The organism is Kocuria oxytropis (assembly GCF_040981195.1).
Taxonomy (GTDB): domain Bacteria; phylum Actinomycetota; class Actinomycetes; order Actinomycetales; family Micrococcaceae; genus Kocuria; species Kocuria oxytropis.
In genome coordinates, this window is sequence record NZ_JAVFXA010000009.1 from 1 (window position 1) to 20,461 (window position 20,461).

A 20,461-nucleotide genomic window follows, 5' to 3' on the forward strand; every position below is an offset into this window, starting at 1 on the left:
GCGCCCTGCTCGCCGCCGGCGGCCACCGGCCGTGGCGGAAGACGCCTACCCATGCTCATCTGTGAAGGGCCGGTTTTCCGGGGGTGTTCAGTTTGGACCGCATCTCGACAGACAGCCAGCCACCGGCCTTCAGGCCGGCGGGAAACGGTGAAGCTGAGCACCACGGAACGATCACCGGCCGGCTCCCCCGCGGGGGTGATCTGTCCGGTGAGGACCCGGGCGGTGTGGACCACGGCAACGTCACGTCCCAGCTCGCGGCAGGCCACCTCGCCAAGCGTCATGACGGTCTGCGGGAACATGCGGCGTAAGCCATAGGCGTGGTCGTCCTGGATCCGGGTCCGCCACCACAGAACCACCACATTCACGAAGTCGGCGTCCTCGGCGAACAGCTCAGCCAGGGATCCGGCGTCGGCGTCGTTCCAGGCAGCGGCTAAGCGATGGCGATGTCCTCCGGCGAAGCAACCATGCACCGGCTTTTCCCGCGATGGGGCGCGACCACGCGGCTCACGTAATGGTGGGCTGCTCCGACAACACGTCGGTAACGGCAACAGTGCTCAGCTACCCCTCCACGCCCGCGGGGGGATGACCCTCGAAGCAAACATGGAATCCGGACCCTGCGCCACGATTTTATCTTCCTGATGTGGTCCTGATCCAAAGTTGATCTATGTCTGAGATTTCTCTGGTGCCGTAACCCGACGCCCTGTCCTTCCGAGGGCAGTCGTCCCATCAAGCGGCCGTGCGCGCGGACTGGCAGGTCGTCGTGCACGCACTGAACACCACCCTGGGCAACGGGCTGCTCGCGCTGATTGCCGGGGTCCGCCCGGAGACGGTGAGCCGCTGGGCCTCGGCGTAGAACAAAGACCCACGCCCGGCGATGGAACGACGGGTACGGGAGGCGTACACGGTCTACACGGACCTGGTGGGGGTGGACTCCCCGCACACGGTGCGGGCGTGGTTCATGGGCTCGAACCCGTTGCTGGGCGACGATTCCCCGGCCGAGGCCATGGCCGCCGACCGGCTCAAGGCCGTCCTGGCCGCCGCCCGGGCGTTCCGCGACGAGTGAGCACCGGCGCGCGGGTCGACCGCAGCGACGTGATGGTGTGCGCCCGACACCGAGCTGTGGCGGGTCGGGCGCTCCACCGGGTCCTTGCACTTCTCTCGGCTCGACTCGGAGATCGCCGAGGACGACCGGGCCGGCAACCGCTTCGACGTCCTGGGAGGCGGAGCGCTCCATGCCGCCTCGACCCCCACAGGGGCCGACGCCGAGACACTGCGAGGCTTTCGACCCACCACCGCCACCCGCGCTGCCGCCCAGGCCCACCAGCCCCACCTGATGCTCGCCGGCGATGTGCCCCGGGACTGGCGGGAGCGACGGTCCCTGGCGCAGTTCCTGATCCAGAGCCCTACCCCGTTCGTGGACCTCGAGTTCCCGCAGACCAGCGGGCCCTGGAGCACCATCCGGCCGGTGACCTGGACGTCTCCGTAGTGCGCTCGGAACGCCGGCTGTTGACCCGGCTCATCGCCACCTGGGCCTACCGGGCTGCGGACCCGAAGTCGAACTACGCGATGTACTGCGGCATCCGCGACGTCTCGAAGATCGGCCATCACGAGTGCTGGGCCATCTTCGAAGTCGCCGAGCTGTCCCTGCTCGGCGCCGGACCCATCGACGGCAACGACCACACCTACCGCCAGGCCGGGGCAGAGCTCGGGCTGCGCCTGCGCTGAGCCGCCCCGCCGATGAGGAATCAGTCCTGGTGGTCCGGTGCCGGCGGGTGGCCGCGGCGGTCGTCCATGACGCGTGCGTGGGCCATCTCCATCCGCCCGGCCCACAGGATCGTCGTCCCGAGGATCGGCCAGAACGTCATCGCCGCGCCCACCCCGACGAAGGCCAGCCACGCCGCGGTGGCCAGCCAGGTGATGATGCCGAAGGCCCAGCCCAGGAACACTCCAGCCTGAGCCTGCGTCTCGTAGTCGTAGGGGGCCGGCAGCGGATCCGGGTCGCCCTCGTTCTCCAGGCGCCGGTGCTTGACGTGCAGCCGTTGGACGCCGATGAAGCACCCGCCCAGGGTGAGCAGCCCGATGATCGCGTTGGAGAACCCGTACCCGCCGGTGGCCACCAGCCAGTTCAGGGCGGCTTCGACCACCTCGTCGGCGACGATGAACCAGAACAGCCACGCGCCCAGCCCCCACAGCCACTTCCGGTCCTTCTTCGGGACGGGGCCCTCACCGGTCGCCGGTGACACGAACATCGACTGTCCTTCCCCGGGGTCGCGGGCTCTCCGCAGTCATGGTCTGGCCCACGTCCTACTCGCCCGGTGACGCACTGGGGTCGGTCCCCCGTGCCCGGGACTTCCGCAGCCGGTAGCCCAGCACGGCGGCGGCGGCCAGGAGCCCGGTGCCCAGGCGGGGCAGGAGCTCCTCGAACCACGGGTACACCAGCTCCCCCAGCGCCACCCCGGCCGGCCAGGCCACCACCCCGGCGATGATCAGCAACAGGATCCGCCGCTTCACCTTGTCCCGGCCGGGACCGTCCTGCGGCAGCGGCGAGGTGCGCTCCGGGTGCTCCTGGCGGTCGAAGAGCAGCAGCGGCAGGGACGCAAAGAGATCGGCGAACATCGTCCGGTATCCCAGCGACGCGTCAAAGGTGCTGTCCTCCCCGGCGGGCAGGGTCGCGAAGAAGATCGCCAGGCCCACGACCAGCACCGTCATGGCGGCGACGGTCACCAAGCGTTTCCGGTCCCGGACGAGGACGAGGTCCTGGCCCTTGGACCGGCCGCGGATCAGCCACGCCCCGCCGACGGCCAGCCCGGCACCCCAGAGGAAGAACCCCCCGATGGTCAGCTGCTCGCTGCCGGACGTGGTGGTCAGGTATGGCAGGGACGAGAAGACGCACACCAGGCTCAGCCCGAGGGTGATCGCTCCGCACAGGGTGCGGAACCACGGGCCGGGGGTGCCGGTGGTGGGTCGTGTGTCGACTGCCATGGTGCTTCCCTGTCGTCGTCGTGATGCGTGGAGGCGGGCGTGCTCGGCCGGTGTCGCGGCGGTGTCACCAGGGCTGCCTTGTCCCTGCCGGTGTCTCGCTGACCGCCGATGGGTGGCCAGGTGTCACCTGGTGTAGCGCTGGGCGGTGAACCAGTTGCGCAACGGGGCTCGGAAGGCGGTCACCAGCCAGGCGATGTTGACCGCGATGAAGGCGATCCCGATGGCGATGAGCACGATCGCCCACTGCCCGTAGAGCCAGAACCCGAAGAGGTTGCCCAGGAAGCCCAGTGCGCTCAGGATCGCGAGCACGATCCCCAGGATCCGCGCCCAGTTCGCGCCCTTGGCCAGGAACACGTACTCCATGACGTAGAGGCCCACCAGCACCACCAGTCCGATCACCCCGGAGGCGATCGAGATCCCGCGCATCTGCTCGACCATGGCGCCGATCTGGCCGGCGTCCTCGGCCGGCATGCCCATCCGCTGGTACATCGCGGCGAAGTCCATGGTGCTGTAGATGACGGTGACGACCACCCCGAGGGCCGCGTAGAGGGCGCCCGAGGCCACGGTCAGGCCCAGCAGCCGTTTGAGCTGTGGTGGCGCCGGCGCAGGGTCGTGGTTCTGCCCGTGACCGTCCCGTGCCCGGTTGTGTCCTCCGGTCGGGGCGTAGCGGGGCGGTGGCCCACCGCGCGCGGGCTCGTCGGGGTGACCGGGGTGGCCCGGGTTGCTGGGGTTGCCTGCTGGGGTGTTCATGGCCGGTGTTCCTTCGCTGTGCCGTGAGTGGATGGTGGGTGTGGTCATTCGTGGCGCAGGGCGGTGATCGGATCCTTGCCCGCAGCCCGGACGGCCGGGATCGTGCCGGCGACAAAGGCGATGCCCAGGACGGCGACCACGATCAGCGCGATCTTCGGGGCGTGGAAGGCGAACAGAGACAGCCCGGGCAACCCGGCCAGGAAGCCCTCGGCCAGCACCCGGGTCAGCCAGGTGCCGGTGGCCACCCCGGCGGCCGCCCCGAGCACCGCACCGAGCAGGCCGATGAACACCGATTCCAGGGAGAACAGCCCGAACACCCTGGGGCCGCCCATGCCCATGGCTTTCATCAGCCCGATCTCGCGGGTGCGTTCCTGGACGGACATCAGCAGCGTGTTGACGATGCCCAGGCCTGCGGCGAGCAGGGCGATGACCGCGCAGGCGTTGAGGATCCACACCACGGCGTTGATCACGGTGCGGAACATGCCCAGCTGGTCCTCCACCGTGGAGCCGATCATCCCGGCTTCCTCCAACCGCTCCTGCACCGCAGGTGCTTGTGCGGGGTTCTCCATGATGGCCCGGGCCATGATGTAGCTGGCCGCCACCTCCTCGGGCCCGCCGCTGACCTGGTAGGCGTAGAGGCGTTCGTTGAAGGAGGTGGACGGGATGGGGTTCATCGCGACCCCGGCCAGACTGGCCTGGGTCACCCCCGAGACGGTGGCCGCGAAGGCCCGCTCGGCCCCGGCGAGATCGGTCATGACCACCTCCACGGTCGCTCCGACCGCGGCCGCCGGTGAGGCAAAACCGAGATCGGCCACCCAGCTGTCCGGGATCGCGATCTCATCCGCCCCCTCGGTGGCGATGGACCCGGCGACCATGCGCAGCCCTTCGCCGTCGACCGGGATGCCCAGGGTGAGCTGGTACTTCGCCCCCTCAGCATTCAGGTAGGTGGGGACCACGTTGTAGACCGGTTGCACCTGGGCCACCCCGGCGGTGTCCTCGATGATGAGGACGTCCTCCTCGGAGAGCCCCACGAAGGAGACCCCGAAGCCGGTGGCGATCTGGGTGGAGTCCGGGTCGTAGACCCGCGGGCCTGACCCGGCCGAGAGCTCCAGCAGGGGCTGGGACTTCTGCACGTAGAGGGCATCGGTGTCGCCGAAGGCGGCGACGGTCTCGTCGATGTAGCGGTTCACCCCCACCCCCATCCCCGAGGTCAGGGTGAGGGCGAAGGCCCCGATGATCACCGCCACCACGGTCAGCACCGTGCGGATCCGGCCCCTCAACGTGCTGGCCACGGCCGAGCCGATGAGATCGTGCCACCTCACCGCACACCCCCGCCCACTGCTCCGATGGCCACCCCGTCGCCGGCCCCGGTCGGGCCCTCCTCGGGCCCCGGCCGCGCCGGCACCGGGCTCTGGAGAATCCGTCCGTCGCGCAGGTGCACCTGCCGTTCGCACTGGGCGGCCAGCTCCGCGTCGTGGGTGACGACCACCAGCGTGATGCCCCGGTCCCGGTGCAGATCGAAGAGGATGTCCTGGACCACCGCCCCAGTGACCGAGTCCAGATTGCCGGTGGGCTCATCGGCGAAGATCACCGCCGGGTCGTTGACCAGCGCCCGGGCGATCGCCACCCGCTGCTTCTGCCCTCCGGACAGGTCGATGGCCCGGCTGTGGGCCTTCTCCGCCATGTCCAGGCGCTCCAGCACCGCCAGGCCCCGGCGTCTGCGGTCGGCCTTGCCCACCCCGGCGATCTTCAGCGGCAGCACCACGTTCTCCAGCACCGTCTGGCCCGGGGTGAGGAAGAACTGCTGGAACACGAACCCGAAGGAGGAGTTGCGAACCCGGTTCAGCTCCCGGGCCGTCATCGCCGCCGTCGGTGCCCCGTGCAGGAGCACGGACCCGGACGTCGGGGCGTCCAGCAGCGCCAGCAGGTGCATCAGGGTGGACTTGCCGGACCCGGACTTGCCCACGACCGCCACCGACTCCCCCGCACCGATGGCCAGGTTCACCCCGTCCAGAGCGGTGAAGCCGGTCTCACCCGTCCCGTAGGTCTTCACCAGGTCCTGTGCCTGGAGCACCGCGGGCATCATCATGTCGGTTCTCCCCTCCCCCTGCGCCGGTCCACGACCACCCCGCAGTGAGACCACAGGGAAGCGGAGTGGGACGGCGTCTCACCCCTCACGCCATCATGTGCGAACGCACACACAAGGCTGAATGCGGCACGCGTCCCCATTAGAGGGGCGCGTCGCGATGTTCCTTGCGGAGCCGTGGTTTCTCGGGCATCGACCTGGGGCACGAACCGTCCCGTCGGCCTCGGACCTCCGGTGCCGCCCCACCCCGGGGGGCCCATCCAGGGCCCGGACCGGCGCCACGGTCCCCCGCCTCCTGGACACGCCGGTGAGACATGCCTGACCCACCCCTGGCCGCAGTCTGGCGGAGATCCGCCCCGGACCCGGTCGGACTCTCGGCCACTCTGCACCCCCTCTGGAGAGGAGGGGTGCCGGGGCCCCCGGTCAGCGTTCGATCACGAGCAAGCACGCACGCGGTTGCGAAGCTTTGACCTCATCGAGACAGAGGGGACTGCCCCTGTGGCGTCAGCGTCTTGTCGATGTATCGCACCGTGCGTTGGGTCACAGGACGCTGCGGTGGCGCAGACCAGAGGGCCGCGCCACCGCAGGCTGCGCACAATCGCGACTAGGACGTCTGGGCAGGCAGCACGTACCGCCCGGTCTTGTCGGTCGCCAAGGCGAGTGAGGAGATGTACTGCTTCTCCCCGTGCGGTCCGGGCTCGGCGGAGAGCATCATGTCCGGGCGCTCGAACTCGAGGCCGCTGACGTGACAGAGGAACGTGACGTCGGAGGGGTTCCCATCGGCGTCGAACATCGGCAGGTCGATGCCGTCGTCGGTGCGCCTCAGGTAGTACTTCCCGCGGGTGGCCACGGCGAGCAGAGGCGGGCAGACCAGCGCCAGCCCGATCGCGAACATCGGCGAATACGGCTGCACGGCGGCCCCGAACGCCCCGAAGAACACGGCGATCGAGACGCCCGCGGAAAGCAGCATCGAAACGAAGCCGACCGGGTTGACGGCGTAGAGCATGCCACGGCGGAACTCGGGGGCCTTGGGCGAGAGCTTGATCAGGTACTTGTTGACGGCGATGTCAGTGGCGACCGTGACCACCCAGGCCATCGCGCAGTTGGCGTAGAAGCCCAGGATGGTGTTGAGGATGTCGAACATGTTCGCCTCCATCAGCACCAGGGCGATGGCCAGGTTCACCAGGATGAAGACGAACCGACCCGGGTAGTGCTTGGTGATGCGGGTGAAGCTATTGGTCCAGGCCAGGGAGCCGGAGTAGGCGTTGGTGACGTTGATCTTCAGCTGCGAGACCACCACGAGGATCAGGGCCAGGGTGAGCGCCAGCCAGGTCGGCATCATCTCCTCGTACACGCCGAGGAACTGATGCACCGGCTCGGTGGCGGTGGCGGAGGCGGCCGGGTTGAGCTTGGCGAGCAGCCAGACCGTGATGAACAGGCCGGTGGCCTGCTTGAGCGCGCCGAAGACCACCCAGCCGGGTCCGCCCATGATCACGGCAGCCCACCACGCACGGCGGTTGGCGGCGGTCTTGGGCGGCATGAAGCGCAGGTAGTCGATCTGCTCGGCGATCTGCGCCATCAGGGACAGGCACACCCCGGCGGCGAGCATGACCGCGGCCAGGCTGACCCCGCCGTCGCCGCTCTCGCCCTGGTAGGCGAAGAAGGTCTCGACCGAGTCCGGGTTGGTGACCACGAGGAAGGCCAGCGGGAAGACCATCAGCAGCAGCCACAGCGGGGTGGTCCACACCTGCAGCTTGGCCAGGGTGTTCATCCCGTAAATCACCAGGGGGATGACGACGAGCGTGGAGATCGCGTACCCGATCGCCTGCGGGATGCCCAGCACCAGCTCGAGGCCCTGGGCCATGATCGAGCCCTCGAGGGCGAAGAAGATAAAGGTGAAGGTGGCGAAGATGATGTTGGTGACCACGGACCCGTAGTAGCCGAAGCCTGAGCCCCGTGTGATGAGGTCCAGGTCGATGTTGTAGCGGGCCGCGTAGTAGGCCAGCGGCAGGCCGGTGGTGAAGATGATGACCGCTGCCACGGCAATGCCGAGAAGGGCGTTGGCCGTGCCGTGGGTCATGCCGATGCTGGCGCCGATGGAGAAGTCTGCCAGGTAGGCGATGCCACCCAGGGCGCTGGTCGCCACCACGCCCGGGCCCCACTTGCGATAGGACCGCGGGGCGAAGCGCAGGGTGTAGTCCTCCAGGGATTCCCTGGTGGCCTGGCTCACGTCACGGTCGGGGGCTCCGAGAACGTGCGCGCCGGCAGGAGCGGCCGGTGAGTTGAGAACAGAAATCCCGACACCGGGATGCGACCCCGGGTCGGTAGAAGGCGGGGGCAGCTGATCGGTCACGGTGTTTCCTTCGGTCGGCGGGCGTCGCCTGCGAACTTAACGGCGCCGTAATGCCGCACCGTGTCGACGTTGTTTCGCGAGCGTGAAGAGCGCCCGGTGCCGCGGGACCGACCGTGCACCGACAAGGACCGAAGGTCCGGCCCGTGCTACCTCTCTTCAGCAAATTCACCATCGGCGACCGCTGCATCGCTGGGCATTACCAGAGTTGGCGTGATGACCGCCATCCCGGCCATTAACAAAGCGGTGGGCCGGTTACGGCTGCTGGGGCGTGATCGGGAAGCGCTGCTGGTAGACCGGGACCAGGGCGGGGTAATAGTCGCGTTCGAAGTCGATCCCGGACACGTCCCCGCCCGTCTCGGCCGCCACGAGCCGATCCAGGTAGTAGTCCCAGCCGGGGCCGATCTTGTGCGCCCACTCCGGTCGCGGCAGGACCTGGCCGAAGTGCAGCGTCGTACCGTCCCTGTCGTCGGTGAGCCGGATCTCTACCCTCCAGTCGTGGTCTTCACCGTCCAGCCCCTCGCTGCGGGCGCGCGTGCGCAGCAGCCACGGGGGTTCGCAGGCCTCGATGTGGTGGACCTCCTCCGGCATGCCATCCTCGGCGGTCATCCGGAAGGTGACACTGCCGGAGGCCGGGTCACCGGTCCAGGTGCCGATCCAGCGCCCGAGGCGTTCCGAGTCCGTCACCGCGGCCCACACGTCCTCGATGGGGGCGGTGAAGTGGCGGGTGAACACGATCCACTCACCGTCCTGCCGCGTCTCGGGCCGTCCGGTGGCCTGTGGTGTCGTCATCCTGCGTCCTTCCTCTCGGTGCGCAGCTGCCGGCCCTGCCGGTCGGCGGCCCGGTCGCGGGTGGTGCGGCGGACCTCGAGCTCGAGGCCGCCCAGGACACGCTGCGGGATCCGCGGTGCCCGGTCACTCAACTCGGCGACCAGGTCGGCGACCGGCTCCAGGGCGGAGGGCACCAGCGTGTAGTGGCGTTCACGGCCCTGCGTGGTCCCGGCGACCAGCCCCGCGTCACCGAGCACTTTCAGGTGTCGGCTGACCGCCGGACGGCTGATGTCGTGATCGGCCGCGAGGTCGACCACCCGGGCCGGCCCCTGGGCCAGCCGCCGCAGCAGGGCCCGCCGTACCGGATCCCCTAGAGCCGCGAACACGTCCACGACACTTATGGTAACGACCCAGTTACCAATGTGCCAGTGATCGTGGACCAGGCCGTCACGGTGCATGCCGCACGGCAGAATCGTCGCGTGGGCTCACGGGCCCCGTGGGTCATCAGGAATGGTGGTGCCCTGCGGGTCGTGCGGCGCGGTGTCACAGCTTCCAGCCACGTCCACGGTGCCCCACACTCATAGGCCGGGCACAGCGGATGACTGACGAAGTTCACAAAGTGACCTCCACCGCAGTACGGCAGATCCTGCCAGCGCCCGGACCCTGTAACCGGGCCAAACGTAAATCCGGTGGGTATACGGCTCGTGTGCGCCGGCGATGCGTGGGGTGGTTTCCGTCCGCGGTGCCTCCAATCAGGTCCTGGCCATGCTGATGCGTCGCCCGGGGGCGCGTTAGAGTCCTCCGGTGATTCGCAGTGTCGTTCCGGTGGCGTAGGAGGCATCGTCGGAGAGCAACCAGGCCACCGCCCCGGCGATCTCCTCGGGCCGCCCGGCACGGCCCATCGGGATCGTCGCGGCCACCTTGGCCGGTCGGGCCGGGTCTCGGTGGAAGTCCGTCCACACCGTGCCTGGGGCCACCGCGTTGACCCGGATGTTCTCTGCGGCCAGTTCCTTGGCCAGGCCCACGGTGAAGGCCTCCACCCCGGCCTTGGCCGCCGCGTAGTGCACGTAGGTGCCGGGTCCGCCCAGTGACGCGGCGACGGAGGAGATGTTCACGATGGCCCCGCCGCCGGCGCGCTTGAGCGGGCCGATGGCCTGCTGGGTGCAGGCGATGGCCCCGAAGAGGTTGACTTCCAGGTCCCGGCGGATTGCCTCGAGGTTGTTAGTTTCCAGCGGGCCCACCGCCGCGGCGGCGCCGGCGTTATTGACCAGCCCGGTCAGGGCCCCGAAGGCGGAGACCCGGTCGAAGAGTTCGACGACCGAACCCGGGTCGGTCATCTCGACCGGTGCGGTCAGGGCGCGGCGGTCGCTGCGGCGCACCTGATCGGCGACTTTCTCTGCGGCGTCCTGGTCCTGCCGGTAGGTGATGACCACGTCGTGGCCCTCCGCGGCGAGACGGCGGCTGATTGCGGCCCCGATCCCGCGGCCGCCACCGGTGACGACCGTCAGTTTGGTCGACATCGCGTTCCTCCTCGCACCGGCGTTGCCGTGACCGCCCACGCTAGTCGAGGTCGACGCCACATCTCCCGCAGCGTCGAGGAGTACGACATACCCGAACAGAAACACCAGCCGCCTACATCACGGACCCAGCTGGCCCCCAACTGCAACGGGGTCGTTGTAGATCATGGCCGATGCTGGTTTCATCCATCCCTTTGGTCTTGCTTGGCGCGCAGCCTCCGAGGGCTTGAGAGCAGCCGATTGAAACTTCGCGCACGTGCCTCCCTTGTTTGATGCAGCGGCGGGCTGGATGGACACCGGTCAGCTCGTGCGGGTCATGATCCACACCGGAGGGCCCGGAGTGCTCACGAGAGCATCGGTGGTGAAGCCGAGGTGCCGGTAGAACGTCAGATTCCGGGGATCGGAGGTCTCCAGCAGACAGGTTCCACCGAGGCCGTCGATGGCCTCCAGCCCGGCGCTGACCACAGTTCTGCCCAGTCCGTGGCCCTGGGCCGTAGGAGCCACGCCCACCGTGGCCAGTACCCAGTTGTGGGCCGGTCTGCGCGTCGCCACCAATTCCTCCGCTTCCAACAGGGCCGCCAGACGGTCGCCGTGGGCATGCGTGACTTGCTCCAGCACCGCCGATGGCAGGTCCGGGATCGGAGAGGGCAGGAAAGCGGCGACCGCGGTGTGATCGGGGACTGTCCACACCATGCCGTATGGCAATCCCGCGTGCTTGAGGTAGAGCAGTTGCAGTGAGCGGATCCGCTCGTGTCGGTCCTGGGTCGGGATGGTCCAGTTGGTCCAGGGATAGTCGCTGAAGGCGTCGGCGAGGACATCGGCCAGATAAGGCAGATCGGCGGCAGTGGCAGGTCGTGGCACGGCGGTTCCTTTCAACGGGTGCTGTCCGTGTGGTGTGGAGCCTTCCTGCTCCGGGATGAGTGTGGTGGCCGTGGTGTTGACCACCACGGCCACCTCATCGGGGAGGGGTGTCGGTGCTTGGTCAGACGTCTCGTCGCTTCAGGAGCACGGTTGCGGCGAGCAGGGGTACGAGGGCCCAGGCGCCCATGACCAGTCCTCCCTGGAGCTGGGTGAGGGCGTCGTCGGCGATCTCGATGGCCACGAGCTGGTTGCCGGCGTTGGACGGGAGATACTCGGCGATCTCGGCGGCCAGGTCACCGGAGATCACGCTCAGGGCGGTGGGCAGCACCAGGAGCAGGGCGCTGAGGGTGACGATCCCGCCGGCGCTGTTGCGCAGCAGGGCGCCCAGGGCCAGGGCCATCAGGGCGACCAGGGCCAGGTAGAGACCGGTGCGGGCGATGCTGACCGTCACGCCTTCCGTGGTGAGGGCGAAGTCCAGGTCGTCGGGGCGCAGGAGGGGTTGGATGGCGGCGTAGGTGAGCAGCGCGGAGCCGGTGCCCACCCCGTAGGATACGGCCGCGACGATCAGGGCCTTCGCCGTCAGTACCGGGGTGCGGGCGGGGACGGTGATCATGGTGGCCTGGATCATCCCGGAGCCGTACTCGGCGGAGACGAACAGCACGGCCAGGGCGCCGATGAGCAGCTGTCCGAAGGTCAGGCCTCCGCTGGGCAGGGCGTGGATCATCGCGTCCGTGACGGGTTGCCCGTCGTTCATGGCCGAGGTCAGGCCCCAGGCTCCGAGGGTGCCCAGGCCGACCATGGTGACCACCGTGGCCAGCAACAGGTAGGCGGTGGAGCGCAGGGTCCAGAACTTGATCCACTCGGCGTGCAGGACCCGGCCGAAGGTGACGTGGCCAGAGGCGATCGCTGCGGATTCCCGGTGGTGGAGGGTGGTGGTCATCGTGGTCATCGTCCTTCGGTGGCGAGTTCGAGGGAGTGGTATTCGACGTCGTCCTTGGTCAGTTCCATGTAGGCGTCCTCCAGGGAGATCTGCGACGGGACGAGTTCGTGGACGAGCATCTGGTGGTCCAGGGCGATGCGGGCGATCTGCCGGGTGGTCAGCCCTGTCGTCTCGAGGGCGTCGGTGGAACCGGTCGTGACGTGCCCGCCGGCGCTGGTGAGCAGGTCTGCCAGTCTGGCCGGTTCCTCGGCGCGCACCCGGATCCGTGCGTGGCTGCCGCCGTCGAGGATCTCGCGCATCGGGGCGTCGGCGATGAGTCGGCCGCGACCGATGACGATGAGGTGGTCGGCGGTCTGGGCCATCTCGGACATCAGGTGCGAGGACAGGAACACCGTGCGGCCCTCGGCGGCCAGCCGCCGGGTGAGATTGCGCACCCACAGCACGCCTTCGGGGTCCAGACCATTGACCGGCTCGTCGAGGATGATCGTCTGGGGGTCCCCCAGCAGGGCTGCGGCGATGCCCAGGCGTTGGCCCATGCCGAGGGAGAAGCCTCCGACCCGCTTGTGGGCGACGGGCCCGAGGCCGGTGAGGTCGATGACCTCCTGCACCCTCGTCCTGGGAATCCCGTGGGTGGCGGCCATGGCGCGCAGGTGGTCGTCGGCGCTGCGGCTGGGGTGCACGGCCTTGGCGTCGAGCAGGGCCCCGATCTGGTGCACCGGGGCTCGGTGCTGCGCGTATGGCTTGCCGTTGACGCTGACGGACCCGCTGCTGGGTCGGTCCAGCCCCAGGATCATGCGCATGGTGGTGGACTTGCCGGCTCCATTGGGGCCCAGGAAACCGGTGACCCGCCCGGGGTGGACGGTGAAGGAGACGTCGTCCACGGCGGTCTTGGCGCCATAGCGTTTGGTCAGGTGCTGTGCCTGGATCATCGGGGTGTCCTTTCAGCGGGTGCGAGGTGTGTCGTTGTCAGTGCCGTCGGATCGAGGTGGGCGCCGCGGTGTCGGTGCGGTGTGCGGCAGCGGCTCGGAGAGGCAGTTGGTGCTGTTGCTTGGGATCCAGGTTCTGATACCGGGACGGCGGCTCGCGCCGGTGAAATCGCCGGGATGCGATGACGGGCGGCCAGGTGTCCGAGCGGGGAGCACTCACGTTTCTCCACAGCAGGAGCCGTCCGGCATGACTCGGCTGCGGAGCGGCTTCGTGCGGTGTCCCGGTCGGCGCTCTGTCGGAGGGCTGTCAGTCGGCGTCGACGGTGAAGGGCACGGTGAGCACCCGGCCGTCAGCGAGGCGGAACTGGCCCCACAGTTGGTGCAGGCCGGGCTCCTCGAAGTGGGTGTGCACCTCCAAGTGGGGCCCGTACTGCTGACCGGGCAGGGCGAAGACGGGCTCGCCGTTCTCGTCCTCAACCTCGGCGTGCTCGTGGGCGAAGCTGTGACCGGCGGCGTCCATGACGACGACATGCCCGGCAGCGGCGAGATAGGGCTGCAAGTCCTCGAGAGGTTGCCCGGTGGCGGCGTCGGCGAAGGCGAAGCGCAGCTCACTCGTCTCCCCCACCCGGGCGTCGCCGGTCAGGGTGATGCGCACACCGTCGACGGTCTGGGTCCGTGGGCTCGGAGCGAGTTCCACCGGGGCCGGGGCGGTGCCGTCGATGACGATCTGCTGGGTGTCGTGGACGTCGGTCATCTGCCCTTGACGGCGGAACTCGGTGTCCATCCGGTAGGTGCCGGCACTCGGGAACGTCACATCCACCGCCAGCTGCCCGGGTTCCCCGGTGGGCTCGGGGTGCAGATGGGCGAAGGTCCCCAGATCCGTCCGGGTGACGATCAGGTGCATCCAGACCTCGTGGCTCCGCCCCAGGCCCGCCACCGGCGCCCCGGTGACGGCGTCGGTGAGGCTGACCAGAACCCGGGCAGGTTGCCCGGGACGGACGTCGCCGGGGACGTGGAGGCGGACGTCGACCTCCGCTTCGTCGGCGGGGACCGGGGCGGTCTCGGTGGTCATCATGGTGCTCATGGCCGGACGCATAGGCATGCCGGTGGACTGGGCCCAGGCCAGCACCCCGTTCATGCCCCGCTGGGCGGGCTCGCTGTAGCTCAGCGCGGTCAGAGCAGCCCCAATGACCAGGGCCAGCCCGGCGACGCCGGTCAGGTAGGCGTAGTGACCAACCCGCGTGCGCAGCGGCGGGTGCAAGATCTCCTGCACCCCGATCGGGCGGGTGAATCCGCGCAGGCGTAGAGCGTTGGTGATGACGCTGACCGAGCTCATGGCCATCGCCGCCGAGGCCAGGATCGGGTCCAGCAGCAGGCCCGTGGCCGGGTACAGGGCGCCGGCGGCCACGGGGATGAGCAGGGCGTTGTAGGCGAAGGCCCAGAACAGGCCCTGCTTGATCGTCGCGACGGTGCGCCGTGACAGGGCGATGGCCGAGACGATGCCGGAGAGGTCACCGCCGATCAGGGTGATGTCGGAGGCGGCGATGGCCACATCGGTGCCGGTGCCGATCGCGATGCCCAGGTCGGCCCGGGCCAGGGCCGGGGCGTCGTTGATGCCGTCACCGGCCATGGCCACGATCTGTCCCTGGGCCTGCAGTGCCGCGATCCGCTCGGCCTTCTGGGCGGGCAGCACCTCGGCCAGGACGTGGTCGATGCCCACCGTCGCGGCCACTGTATTGGCGGTGTCGGCGTTGTCGCCGGTGACCATCCATACCTGAAGCCCCAAGGCCTTCAGCTGGGCGACGGCTTCGACGGCTTCGGGGCGCACGGTGTCGGCCACAGCCAGCAGCGCCGCGGCCGTCCCGTCCACGGCGGCGAAGACCGGGGTGGCCCCGGTCCGGGCCGCGGTGGTGGCCGCGGTGGCCAGGCCCGCGATGTCCACCCCATGGGCGGCCATCAGGGCAGGGTTGCCGATCAACACCGTGTGATCGTCCACGACGGCGCGGAGGCCGTGGCCGGGCAGAGCCTCGAAGTCCTGTACGGGCGGCAGTTCCAGCCTGGCCTCCCAGGCGGCGGTGACGAGGGCCTCCCCCAGGGGGTGTTCGCTGCCCAATTCCGCGGCCGCGACCAGGGCCAGGATCTGATCCGGTGCCCATTCCCCGGCCGTGGTGATGCCGGTGAGGGCGGGGCGGCCGGTGGTGATGGTGCCGGTCTTGTCGAGCACGATCGCACTGACCCGGCGGGCCTGCTCGAGGGCTTCCCCGTTGCCGATGAGGATCCCCAGTTCGGCAGCCTTGCCGGTGCCGACCATGACAGCGGTGGGGGTGGCCAGACCCAGCGCGCAGGGACAGGCGATGATCAGCACTGCGATGGCGGTGGTGATGGCCAGGGTCATGCGGGTCTCCTCAGGCCCGAAGAGGGCCCAGGCGGTGAAAGTGACCGCGGCGATGAGCAGGACGGCGGGGACGAACCAGGCCGAGACGGCGTCGGCGAGCCGTTGCATCGGAACGTGTGAGCCCTGGGCGTCCTCGACGAGACGGACGATCTGGGCCAGGGTGGTGTCCGCACCCACGGCCGTCACTGTCACCACGAGGGTTCCGGTGCGGTTGATGGTGGCGCCGATGACGGTGTCCCCGACCGCCTTGTCCACCGGGACGCTCTCGCCGGTGAGCATGCTCTCCTCCACGCTGGAGGCCCCCTCGAGGACGGTGCCGTCGACCGGGATCTTCTCCCCAGGGCGCACCCGCACCAGGTCACCCACCACGACGTGCTCCACCGGCACGTCCAGCTCGACGCCGTCGCGGATGACGCGGGCGGTGGGCGGTGCCAGGTCGGTCAGTGCCCGGATCGCGGCGGCGGTGCGCTTCTTCGCCCGGCCCTCCAGCCACCGACCCATTAGCACCAGGGCCAGGATGACCAGGGACGTCTCGTAGTAAACATGCAGGGGCAGCCCCCAGGATTCGGCGGCACCGGGCCACAAGGTGACGAAGGCGCTGTATCCGTAGGCGACCCCGGTGCCGAGAGCCACCAGGGTGTTCATCGTGGTGGTGCCGTGGCGGGCCGCGGCCCAGGCGGCAGCGTAGATGCCGCGCCCGGCCCAGAAGTGCACGACGGTGGCCACCACCAGCAGTCCTGGCATCACCCTGTCCATGGCGTCGATGGGCAGCGGCACGTACATCAGCACCATCAGACCCAGGCCGGCCGTGAGGGCCACTTGCCACTTGCGCCGCAGGGTGATCAGTTCGGCGTCCTGCTTGATCTCGCGGTCGTCCGTGCCGGTCGGGGACACTGCGGTGGGCGGTGCCGGTGTCGGGCTCGTCCCCTGTGTCCGGCCGGTCCCTCGTGGCCGGCCGGTGTAGCCGGCCGCCTCCAGTGCGGTGGTGAGGTCTTTCAGCCGGACCGTGTCGGGGTCGAAGGCGACCGCGGCGGTCTCGGCGGCCAGGTTCACGTGCGCAGTACTGACCCCTTCGAGCTTGGTCAGGGCCTTTTCCACCCGCCGCACGCAGGAGGCACACGTCATGCCGCCGACCTCAAGGATGCATTCGGTCAGGGTCTGGGTGCTCATGGTCATTCCTTCCGCTGGGCAGGCCTTCTCAGGCCTGCTGCGCGACATGGTGAGTGTGGTGGGCGTGGGTGTACTCCTGGACGCGCAGCAGCATGACCCCGGCCATGGCGAGCAACATCAGCAGGTGCCCGGCGACCATCAGGGTGGCCGCCGAAATGAGTCCCGCCCACAGGGGCACGAACAGGAGAATGAAGGGCAGGTACATCGCCGCTGCCATCTCGGTGATCGGCGCCCAGCCGTGCCCGCGGAAACGCATCCAGGCCGACATGGCGATCGTCATGTCGGTGGCCATCACAATCGCGGCCAGGTCCGGGCGGGAAAACAGCTCGGTGGCACCGATTCGCTCCAAGACCCAGGACCAGACGGGGCCGAGGGCGATCATGCCCACGACCATGGCGATCACCATCTCCAGGTAGTGGCCGGTGAAGGCCCGGGCACGCCGGTATCGGGCGGTGGACACGGCGGTGGCGGTGCGGGTGGTGCTCATGGCGTTTCCTTCGGATTGTGGGTGTGGGTATGAGCAGCGGGACGGGGTCACAGGAGGGTGCATCCGGCCTCGTCGAGGGCGGCGGCGACGGCGCTGCGGGGCAGGGGTCGGTCGCTGAGGACCGTCATGTGCCCGGTGGGCAGATCGACGTCGACCTCGCCCACGCCGGTCAGAGCACTGATCTCCTCGATGACGGCGGCGCGGCAGTGCCCGCAGGACATGCCGGCGACCTGATAAGTGGCGCGGACCGCATGCTGGGTCGCGGGACTGGTCGGGGCGGGGTCGGTCATGGCTTCTCCTGCAGACAGTGCGGAAAGGACTCGGCCATCGGCGGCCGGTGAACTGAGCTTGCGTGGGGGTCACAGTGGTTCGGACCGGTGAAATCACCGGGTTCGTGGCCCCAGGCGTCAGTAGACTGCCGCCGTGATCCAGGGACGACAGCAGGAACGCACTGTCATCACGGAGCTGCTTGAGCAGGCCCGGGCCTCGCAGGGTGGCGCCCTGGTGGTGCGGGGTACAGCAGGAGTGGGCAAGTCGTTCCTGCTGCGATGCGTCGCCGCCGACGTGGACGGGATGCGGGTGCTGCGCACCCAGGGCATCGAGTCCGAATCCCCTCTGGCGTTCGCCGCTCTGCACCGCCTGCTGCACCCCCTCATGCCGTATCTCGAGCAACTACCCGCTCCCCAGGTACACGCGTTGCGGGCCGCGTTCGGGCAGGTTGTCACGGAGGGCGTGGATCGGTTCCTGGTCTTCCTCGCCGCGCTGAGCCTGCTGGCAGAGGCCGCCGAGCACACCCCGGTGCTGGCGATCATCGATGACGCCCAGTGGCTCGACGAGGTCTCCGCAGCCGCATTGTTGTTCGTAGCCCGCCGCGTGGACGCAGAACGCATCGCGCTGCTGTTCGGGGCCCGAGACGGGGACGAGCGCCGTTTTGACAGCGGGGACCTGTCCGAGCTCTCCTTGTCCGGAGTCGACGATGCGGCCGCTGCCGCGCTGCTGGAGGAACAGTCCGGAGTCAGGGTGCCGACCGAGGTGGTGCGGGAGCTGGTGGCCGGCACCGGCGGCAACCCCCTGGCCCTCGCAGAACTTGCCCGAGTTCTCACCCCGGAGCAGTTGGCCGGTACAGCCCGGCTGCCCCGTACCTTGCCGTTGACCACCGGGGTGGAACGAGCTTTCCTGGACCGCTACCGGCGCCTCCCGGAACCGGCGCAGACCCTGTTGCTGGTGGCCGCCGCTGACGACACCGGCCATCTGGCCACCGTCCGTCGGGCGGCCCGGGTGCTGGGGGCCGGGGAAGCCGCCCTCGACGTCGCGGAATCCTCCGATCTGCTGCGGATCGTCAACGGCCAAGTGGAGTTGCGCCACCCCCTGGTGCGATCCGCCGTCTACGGGGCCGCCACCGACTACCGCCGCCGCCGAGCACACCAAGCCCTGGCCGAGGCCTTGACGGGTGAGGACGCCGTCGAGCGGCGGGTGTGGCACCTGGCCGCCGCTGCCCAGGGACCCGACCTCGATGTGGCTGCTCAGCTGGATGAAGTGGCCCACCGCTCCCGCACCCGCGGTGGACACGAAGCCGCCAGTGCCGCCTGGGAACGCGCAGCAGAGTTGACGGACCAGGTAGAGCACGAAGCCCAGTTCCTGCAGCAAGCCGCCCAAAGCGCATGGTTGGCCGGCCAGATTCCCCGTGCCCGGACCTTGGCCGGCACCGCAGCGGATCTGACACCTGAGGCCACAGTGCGGGCCGACGCCGCACTCCTGTTGGCACGGATCGAGTGGAACACCGGATCCCTGTCCCAAGGTCGACGGATGGTTCTGCACGGCGCCCAGCAGGTCGCCGCCGCCGATCCGGTCCGCGCCCTGGAAATGGGAATGTTCGCCGCCGCTCTGGCTTCCTTCGATCCAAGCGCTGCCAGGGAACCACGCCCTACCGCGGTGGTCACCGCACCTGACGAATCATCCACGGCCCGGCAACGCTGCTTCTGGCACCTGCTGGTCGGTTTCGATCACCTCGTCGACGTTGACATTGCCCAGGCCGCACCTGCCCTGCGGGCCGCCTTCGCCGACGGGGCCTCCCTGGAGGACGCCGACCAGGACCTGCTGCCCAACCTGGGCATCGCAGCCCTGCACCTGGGCGAGGACCGAGCCGCTTTCCAGTATCACGACCTGTTGCTGTCGCGGGCCCGGAATTCCGGTGCCCCGGTGATGGTGCTCTACGCTCTCACCCGGCGCAGCACCATCGACTACGTGACCGGCAACTGGTCCGGTGCCCGCGCCGGGGCCTTCGAGGCCCTGCACCTAGCCCAAGGCATCGGACAACCCGGATTGACCGCCATGCCGCTGGCCCTGCTCGCCCTGCTCGACGGGCTGCAGGGCGAGCAGACATACCTGCAGCACTTGGCGGCAGCCGAACACGTCGCCGGCCATCACCCGCTGGGCACCCTGGGCGGCATGGTGCACGACCTCCTGCTGTGGGCCCGAGCCGTCACTGCCGCACAACCCGAGGCCGCCCACCACCATCTCGCTCAGCTACAGAACCCGGTGACGCGCCGGCACGCCGCAATCGACCGCATCGAGGCCGCTGCTCGCACCGGCCACCGTGAACTGGCCCAGGCTTGGGTCGAGGACCTTGAAGCATTCGCCGAGGCGACCGGCACCGCCTGGGCGGCCGCCGTAACCCTGCACGGACAAGCCCTGCTCACCGACGGGCCGGAAGCGGAGAAGTGCTACCGAACGGCCCTGGAACACCACCGAAACTCATCGCGCGCAATCGACAAGGCCCGCACCCAGCTGGCCTACGGCGAGTTCCTGCGGCGCGCGCGCCGCAGGGTCGACGCCCGCCCCCACCTACAGGCGGCCCTGGAAACGTTCACCGACCTCGGTGCTTCCCGCTGGGAAGAACGCGCCGCCCAGGAGTTGCGTGCTTCGGGGCGCACGGCCCGCCGGCGCGACCCTTCCACCGCGGTGGCCCTCACCCCTCAAGAACTCCAAGTCGCCACCCTCATCCAACAGGGCATGACCAACCGCGAGGCCGCCGCCCAGCTGTTCCTCAGCCCTCGCACCATCGACTTCCATCTGCGCAACGTCTTCGCCAAGCTACAGATCTCCAGCCGGGCCCAGCTCATGCGCCAACACCTCGACGCCAGCACCCCCGCACCCAGCACTGCCTGAACCCGGTGGTTTCGCCGGTGTGAGCCCCGGTGGTTCCTTCCTACCCTGATGCCGTGCC

The 20,461-nt window shown here is 69.3% G+C and carries 20 protein-coding genes; 4 read left to right on the top strand and 16 right to left on the bottom strand.

Annotation, left to right across the window (positions count from 1 at the left end; genetic code table 11):
* Positions 1-470: SgcJ/EcaC family oxidoreductase (locus tag QYM41_RS10405; RefSeq protein WP_368799667.1), on the bottom strand; the 470-nt coding region annotated here is incomplete at its 3' end.
* A gap of 404 nt (positions 471-874) precedes the next feature.
* Between QYM41_RS10405 and QYM41_RS10410 the strand changes: the two genes are divergently transcribed.
* The 3 genes from QYM41_RS10410 to QYM41_RS10420 all read left to right on the top strand — a co-directional run bounded on the left by QYM41_RS10410 (position 875) and on the right by QYM41_RS10420 (position 1,725).
* Complete coding sequence (locus QYM41_RS10410; RefSeq protein WP_368799668.1) at positions 875-1,063, top strand: hypothetical protein; 189 nt, start codon at positions 875-877, stop codon at positions 1,061-1,063.
* An 84-nt stretch (positions 1,064-1,147) separates the two neighbouring features.
* Positions 1,148-1,486 (top strand): hypothetical protein, encoded by a 339-nt coding sequence (locus tag QYM41_RS10415; protein WP_368799669.1) that lies wholly within the window; start codon positions 1,148-1,150, stop codon positions 1,484-1,486.
* A complete protein-coding gene (locus QYM41_RS10420) occupies positions 1,486-1,725 on the top strand; it encodes a hypothetical protein (protein WP_368799670.1) in 240 nt (79 codons plus the stop codon). Before QYM41_RS10415 ends, QYM41_RS10420 begins: the two co-directional genes overlap by 1 nt.
* 20 nt (positions 1,726-1,745) lie before the next feature.
* Here the strand turns inward: QYM41_RS10420 and QYM41_RS10425 are convergent, their stop codons facing one another.
* From QYM41_RS10425 to QYM41_RS10495, 15 genes are all read right to left on the bottom strand, one after another.
* Complete coding sequence (locus tag QYM41_RS10425) at positions 1,746-2,249, bottom strand: hypothetical protein (protein WP_368799671.1); 504 nt, start codon at positions 2,247-2,249, stop codon at positions 1,746-1,748.
* 55 nt (positions 2,250-2,304) lie between these two features.
* Positions 2,305-2,982 carry a hypothetical protein gene (locus QYM41_RS10430; protein WP_368799672.1) on the bottom strand — a complete coding sequence of 226 codons (678 nt, stop codon included), beginning with the start codon at positions 2,980-2,982 and terminating at the stop codon, positions 2,305-2,307.
* Positions 2,983-3,105: 123 nt separating this feature from the next.
* Positions 3,106-3,732: a hypothetical protein gene (locus tag QYM41_RS10435; protein WP_368799673.1), complete on the bottom strand. Its 627-nt coding sequence runs from the start codon at positions 3,730-3,732 to the stop codon at positions 3,106-3,108.
* 44 nt (positions 3,733-3,776) lie between these two features.
* The gene (locus tag QYM41_RS10440) at positions 3,777-5,054 is read right to left on the bottom strand and encodes an ABC transporter permease (RefSeq protein WP_368799674.1); all 1,278 of its coding nucleotides are present in this window, start codon (positions 5,052-5,054) and stop codon (positions 3,777-3,779) included.
* On the bottom strand, positions 5,051-5,818 hold the full coding sequence (locus QYM41_RS10445) for an ABC transporter ATP-binding protein (RefSeq protein ID WP_438612587.1): 768 nt from the start codon (positions 5,816-5,818) through the stop codon (positions 5,051-5,053). The genes QYM41_RS10440 and QYM41_RS10445 overlap by 4 nt, the downstream gene beginning before the upstream one ends.
* A gap of 604 nt (positions 5,819-6,422) precedes the next feature.
* Positions 6,423-8,159, bottom strand: coding sequence for a purine-cytosine permease family protein (locus QYM41_RS10450; RefSeq protein ID WP_438612588.1), 1,737 nt, complete (start codon positions 8,157-8,159; stop codon positions 6,423-6,425).
* A 264-nt stretch (positions 8,160-8,423) separates the two neighbouring features.
* Entirely contained in the window at positions 8,424-8,960 is a 537-nt protein-coding gene (locus tag QYM41_RS10455; protein ID WP_368799677.1) for an SRPBCC family protein, read from the bottom strand.
* Positions 8,957-9,331 carry an ArsR/SmtB family transcription factor gene (locus QYM41_RS10460; protein ID WP_368799678.1) on the bottom strand — a complete coding sequence of 125 codons (375 nt, stop codon included), beginning with the start codon at positions 9,329-9,331 and terminating at the stop codon, positions 8,957-8,959. The genes QYM41_RS10455 and QYM41_RS10460 overlap by 4 nt, the downstream gene beginning before the upstream one ends.
* 399 nt (positions 9,332-9,730) lie before the next feature.
* Positions 9,731-10,459 carry an SDR family NAD(P)-dependent oxidoreductase gene (locus QYM41_RS10465; RefSeq protein ID WP_368799679.1) on the bottom strand — a complete coding sequence of 243 codons (729 nt, stop codon included), beginning with the start codon at positions 10,457-10,459 and terminating at the stop codon, positions 9,731-9,733.
* Positions 10,460-10,756: 297 nt separating this feature from the next.
* Complete coding sequence (locus QYM41_RS10470; RefSeq protein ID WP_368799680.1) at positions 10,757-11,404, bottom strand: GNAT family N-acetyltransferase; 648 nt, start codon at positions 11,402-11,404, stop codon at positions 10,757-10,759.
* A 34-nt stretch (positions 11,405-11,438) separates the two neighbouring features.
* Positions 11,439-12,257 carry an ABC transporter permease gene (locus QYM41_RS10475; RefSeq protein WP_368799681.1) on the bottom strand — a complete coding sequence of 273 codons (819 nt, stop codon included), beginning with the start codon at positions 12,255-12,257 and terminating at the stop codon, positions 11,439-11,441.
* A 5-nt stretch (positions 12,258-12,262) separates the two neighbouring features.
* Entirely contained in the window at positions 12,263-13,186 is a 924-nt protein-coding gene (locus QYM41_RS10480) for an ABC transporter ATP-binding protein (protein WP_368799682.1), read from the bottom strand.
* Between the two features lie 304 nt (positions 13,187-13,490).
* The gene (locus QYM41_RS10485) at positions 13,491-16,748 is read right to left on the bottom strand and encodes a heavy metal translocating P-type ATPase (RefSeq protein WP_368799683.1); all 3,258 of its coding nucleotides are present in this window, start codon (positions 16,746-16,748) and stop codon (positions 13,491-13,493) included.
* Between the two features lie 28 nt (positions 16,749-16,776).
* Complete coding sequence (locus QYM41_RS10490) at positions 16,777-17,235, bottom strand: hypothetical protein (RefSeq protein ID WP_368799684.1); 459 nt, start codon at positions 17,233-17,235, stop codon at positions 16,777-16,779.
* Between the two features lie 47 nt (positions 17,236-17,282).
* Entirely contained in the window at positions 17,283-17,525 is a 243-nt protein-coding gene (locus tag QYM41_RS10495) for a heavy-metal-associated domain-containing protein (protein ID WP_368799685.1), read from the bottom strand.
* A 133-nt stretch (positions 17,526-17,658) separates the two neighbouring features.
* On the opposite strand from QYM41_RS10495, the gene QYM41_RS10500 reads away from it, so the two are divergent.
* Positions 17,659-20,403 carry an AAA family ATPase gene (locus tag QYM41_RS10500; protein ID WP_368799686.1) on the top strand — a complete coding sequence of 915 codons (2,745 nt, stop codon included), beginning with the start codon at positions 17,659-17,661 and terminating at the stop codon, positions 20,401-20,403.
* The last annotated feature ends 58 nt before the right edge of the window (positions 20,404-20,461 follow it).

What these genes read in the sequence shown, in the direction of transcription:
- QYM41_RS10410 (WP_368799668.1), top strand. Translation starts at nt 875, where the DNA reads ATGGAACGACGGGTACGGGAGGCGTACACGGTCTACACGGACCTGGTG.
- QYM41_RS10425 (WP_368799671.1), bottom strand. Translation starts at nt 2,249, where the DNA reads ATGTTCGTGTCACCGGCGACCGGTGAGGGCCCCGTCCCGAAGAAGGAC.
- QYM41_RS10430 (WP_368799672.1), bottom strand. Translation starts at nt 2,982, where the DNA reads ATGGCAGTCGACACACGACCCACCACCGGCACCCCCGGCCCGTGGTTC.
- QYM41_RS10435 (WP_368799673.1), bottom strand. Translation starts at nt 3,732, where the DNA reads ATGAACACCCCAGCAGGCAACCCCAGCAACCCGGGCCACCCCGGTCAC.
- QYM41_RS10445 (WP_438612587.1), bottom strand. Translation starts at nt 5,818, where the DNA reads ATGATGCCCGCGGTGCTCCAGGCACAGGACCTGGTGAAGACCTACGGG.
- QYM41_RS10455 (WP_368799677.1), bottom strand. Translation starts at nt 8,960, where the DNA reads ATGACGACACCACAGGCCACCGGACGGCCCGAGACGCGGCAGGACGGT.
- QYM41_RS10465 (WP_368799679.1), bottom strand. Translation starts at nt 10,459, where the DNA reads ATGTCGACCAAACTGACGGTCGTCACCGGTGGCGGCCGCGGGATCGGG.
- QYM41_RS10475 (WP_368799681.1), bottom strand. Translation starts at nt 12,257, where the DNA reads ATGACCACCACCCTCCACCACCGGGAATCCGCAGCGATCGCCTCTGGC.
- QYM41_RS10480 (WP_368799682.1), bottom strand. Translation starts at nt 13,186, where the DNA reads ATGATCCAGGCACAGCACCTGACCAAACGCTATGGCGCCAAGACCGCC.
- QYM41_RS10485 (WP_368799683.1), bottom strand. Translation starts at nt 16,748, where the DNA reads ATGAGCACCCAGACCCTGACCGAATGCATCCTTGAGGTCGGCGGCATG.
- QYM41_RS10490 (WP_368799684.1), bottom strand. Translation starts at nt 17,235, where the DNA reads ATGAGCACCACCCGCACCGCCACCGCCGTGTCCACCGCCCGATACCGG.
- QYM41_RS10495 (WP_368799685.1), bottom strand. Translation starts at nt 17,525, where the DNA reads ATGACCGACCCCGCCCCGACCAGTCCCGCGACCCAGCATGCGGTCCGC.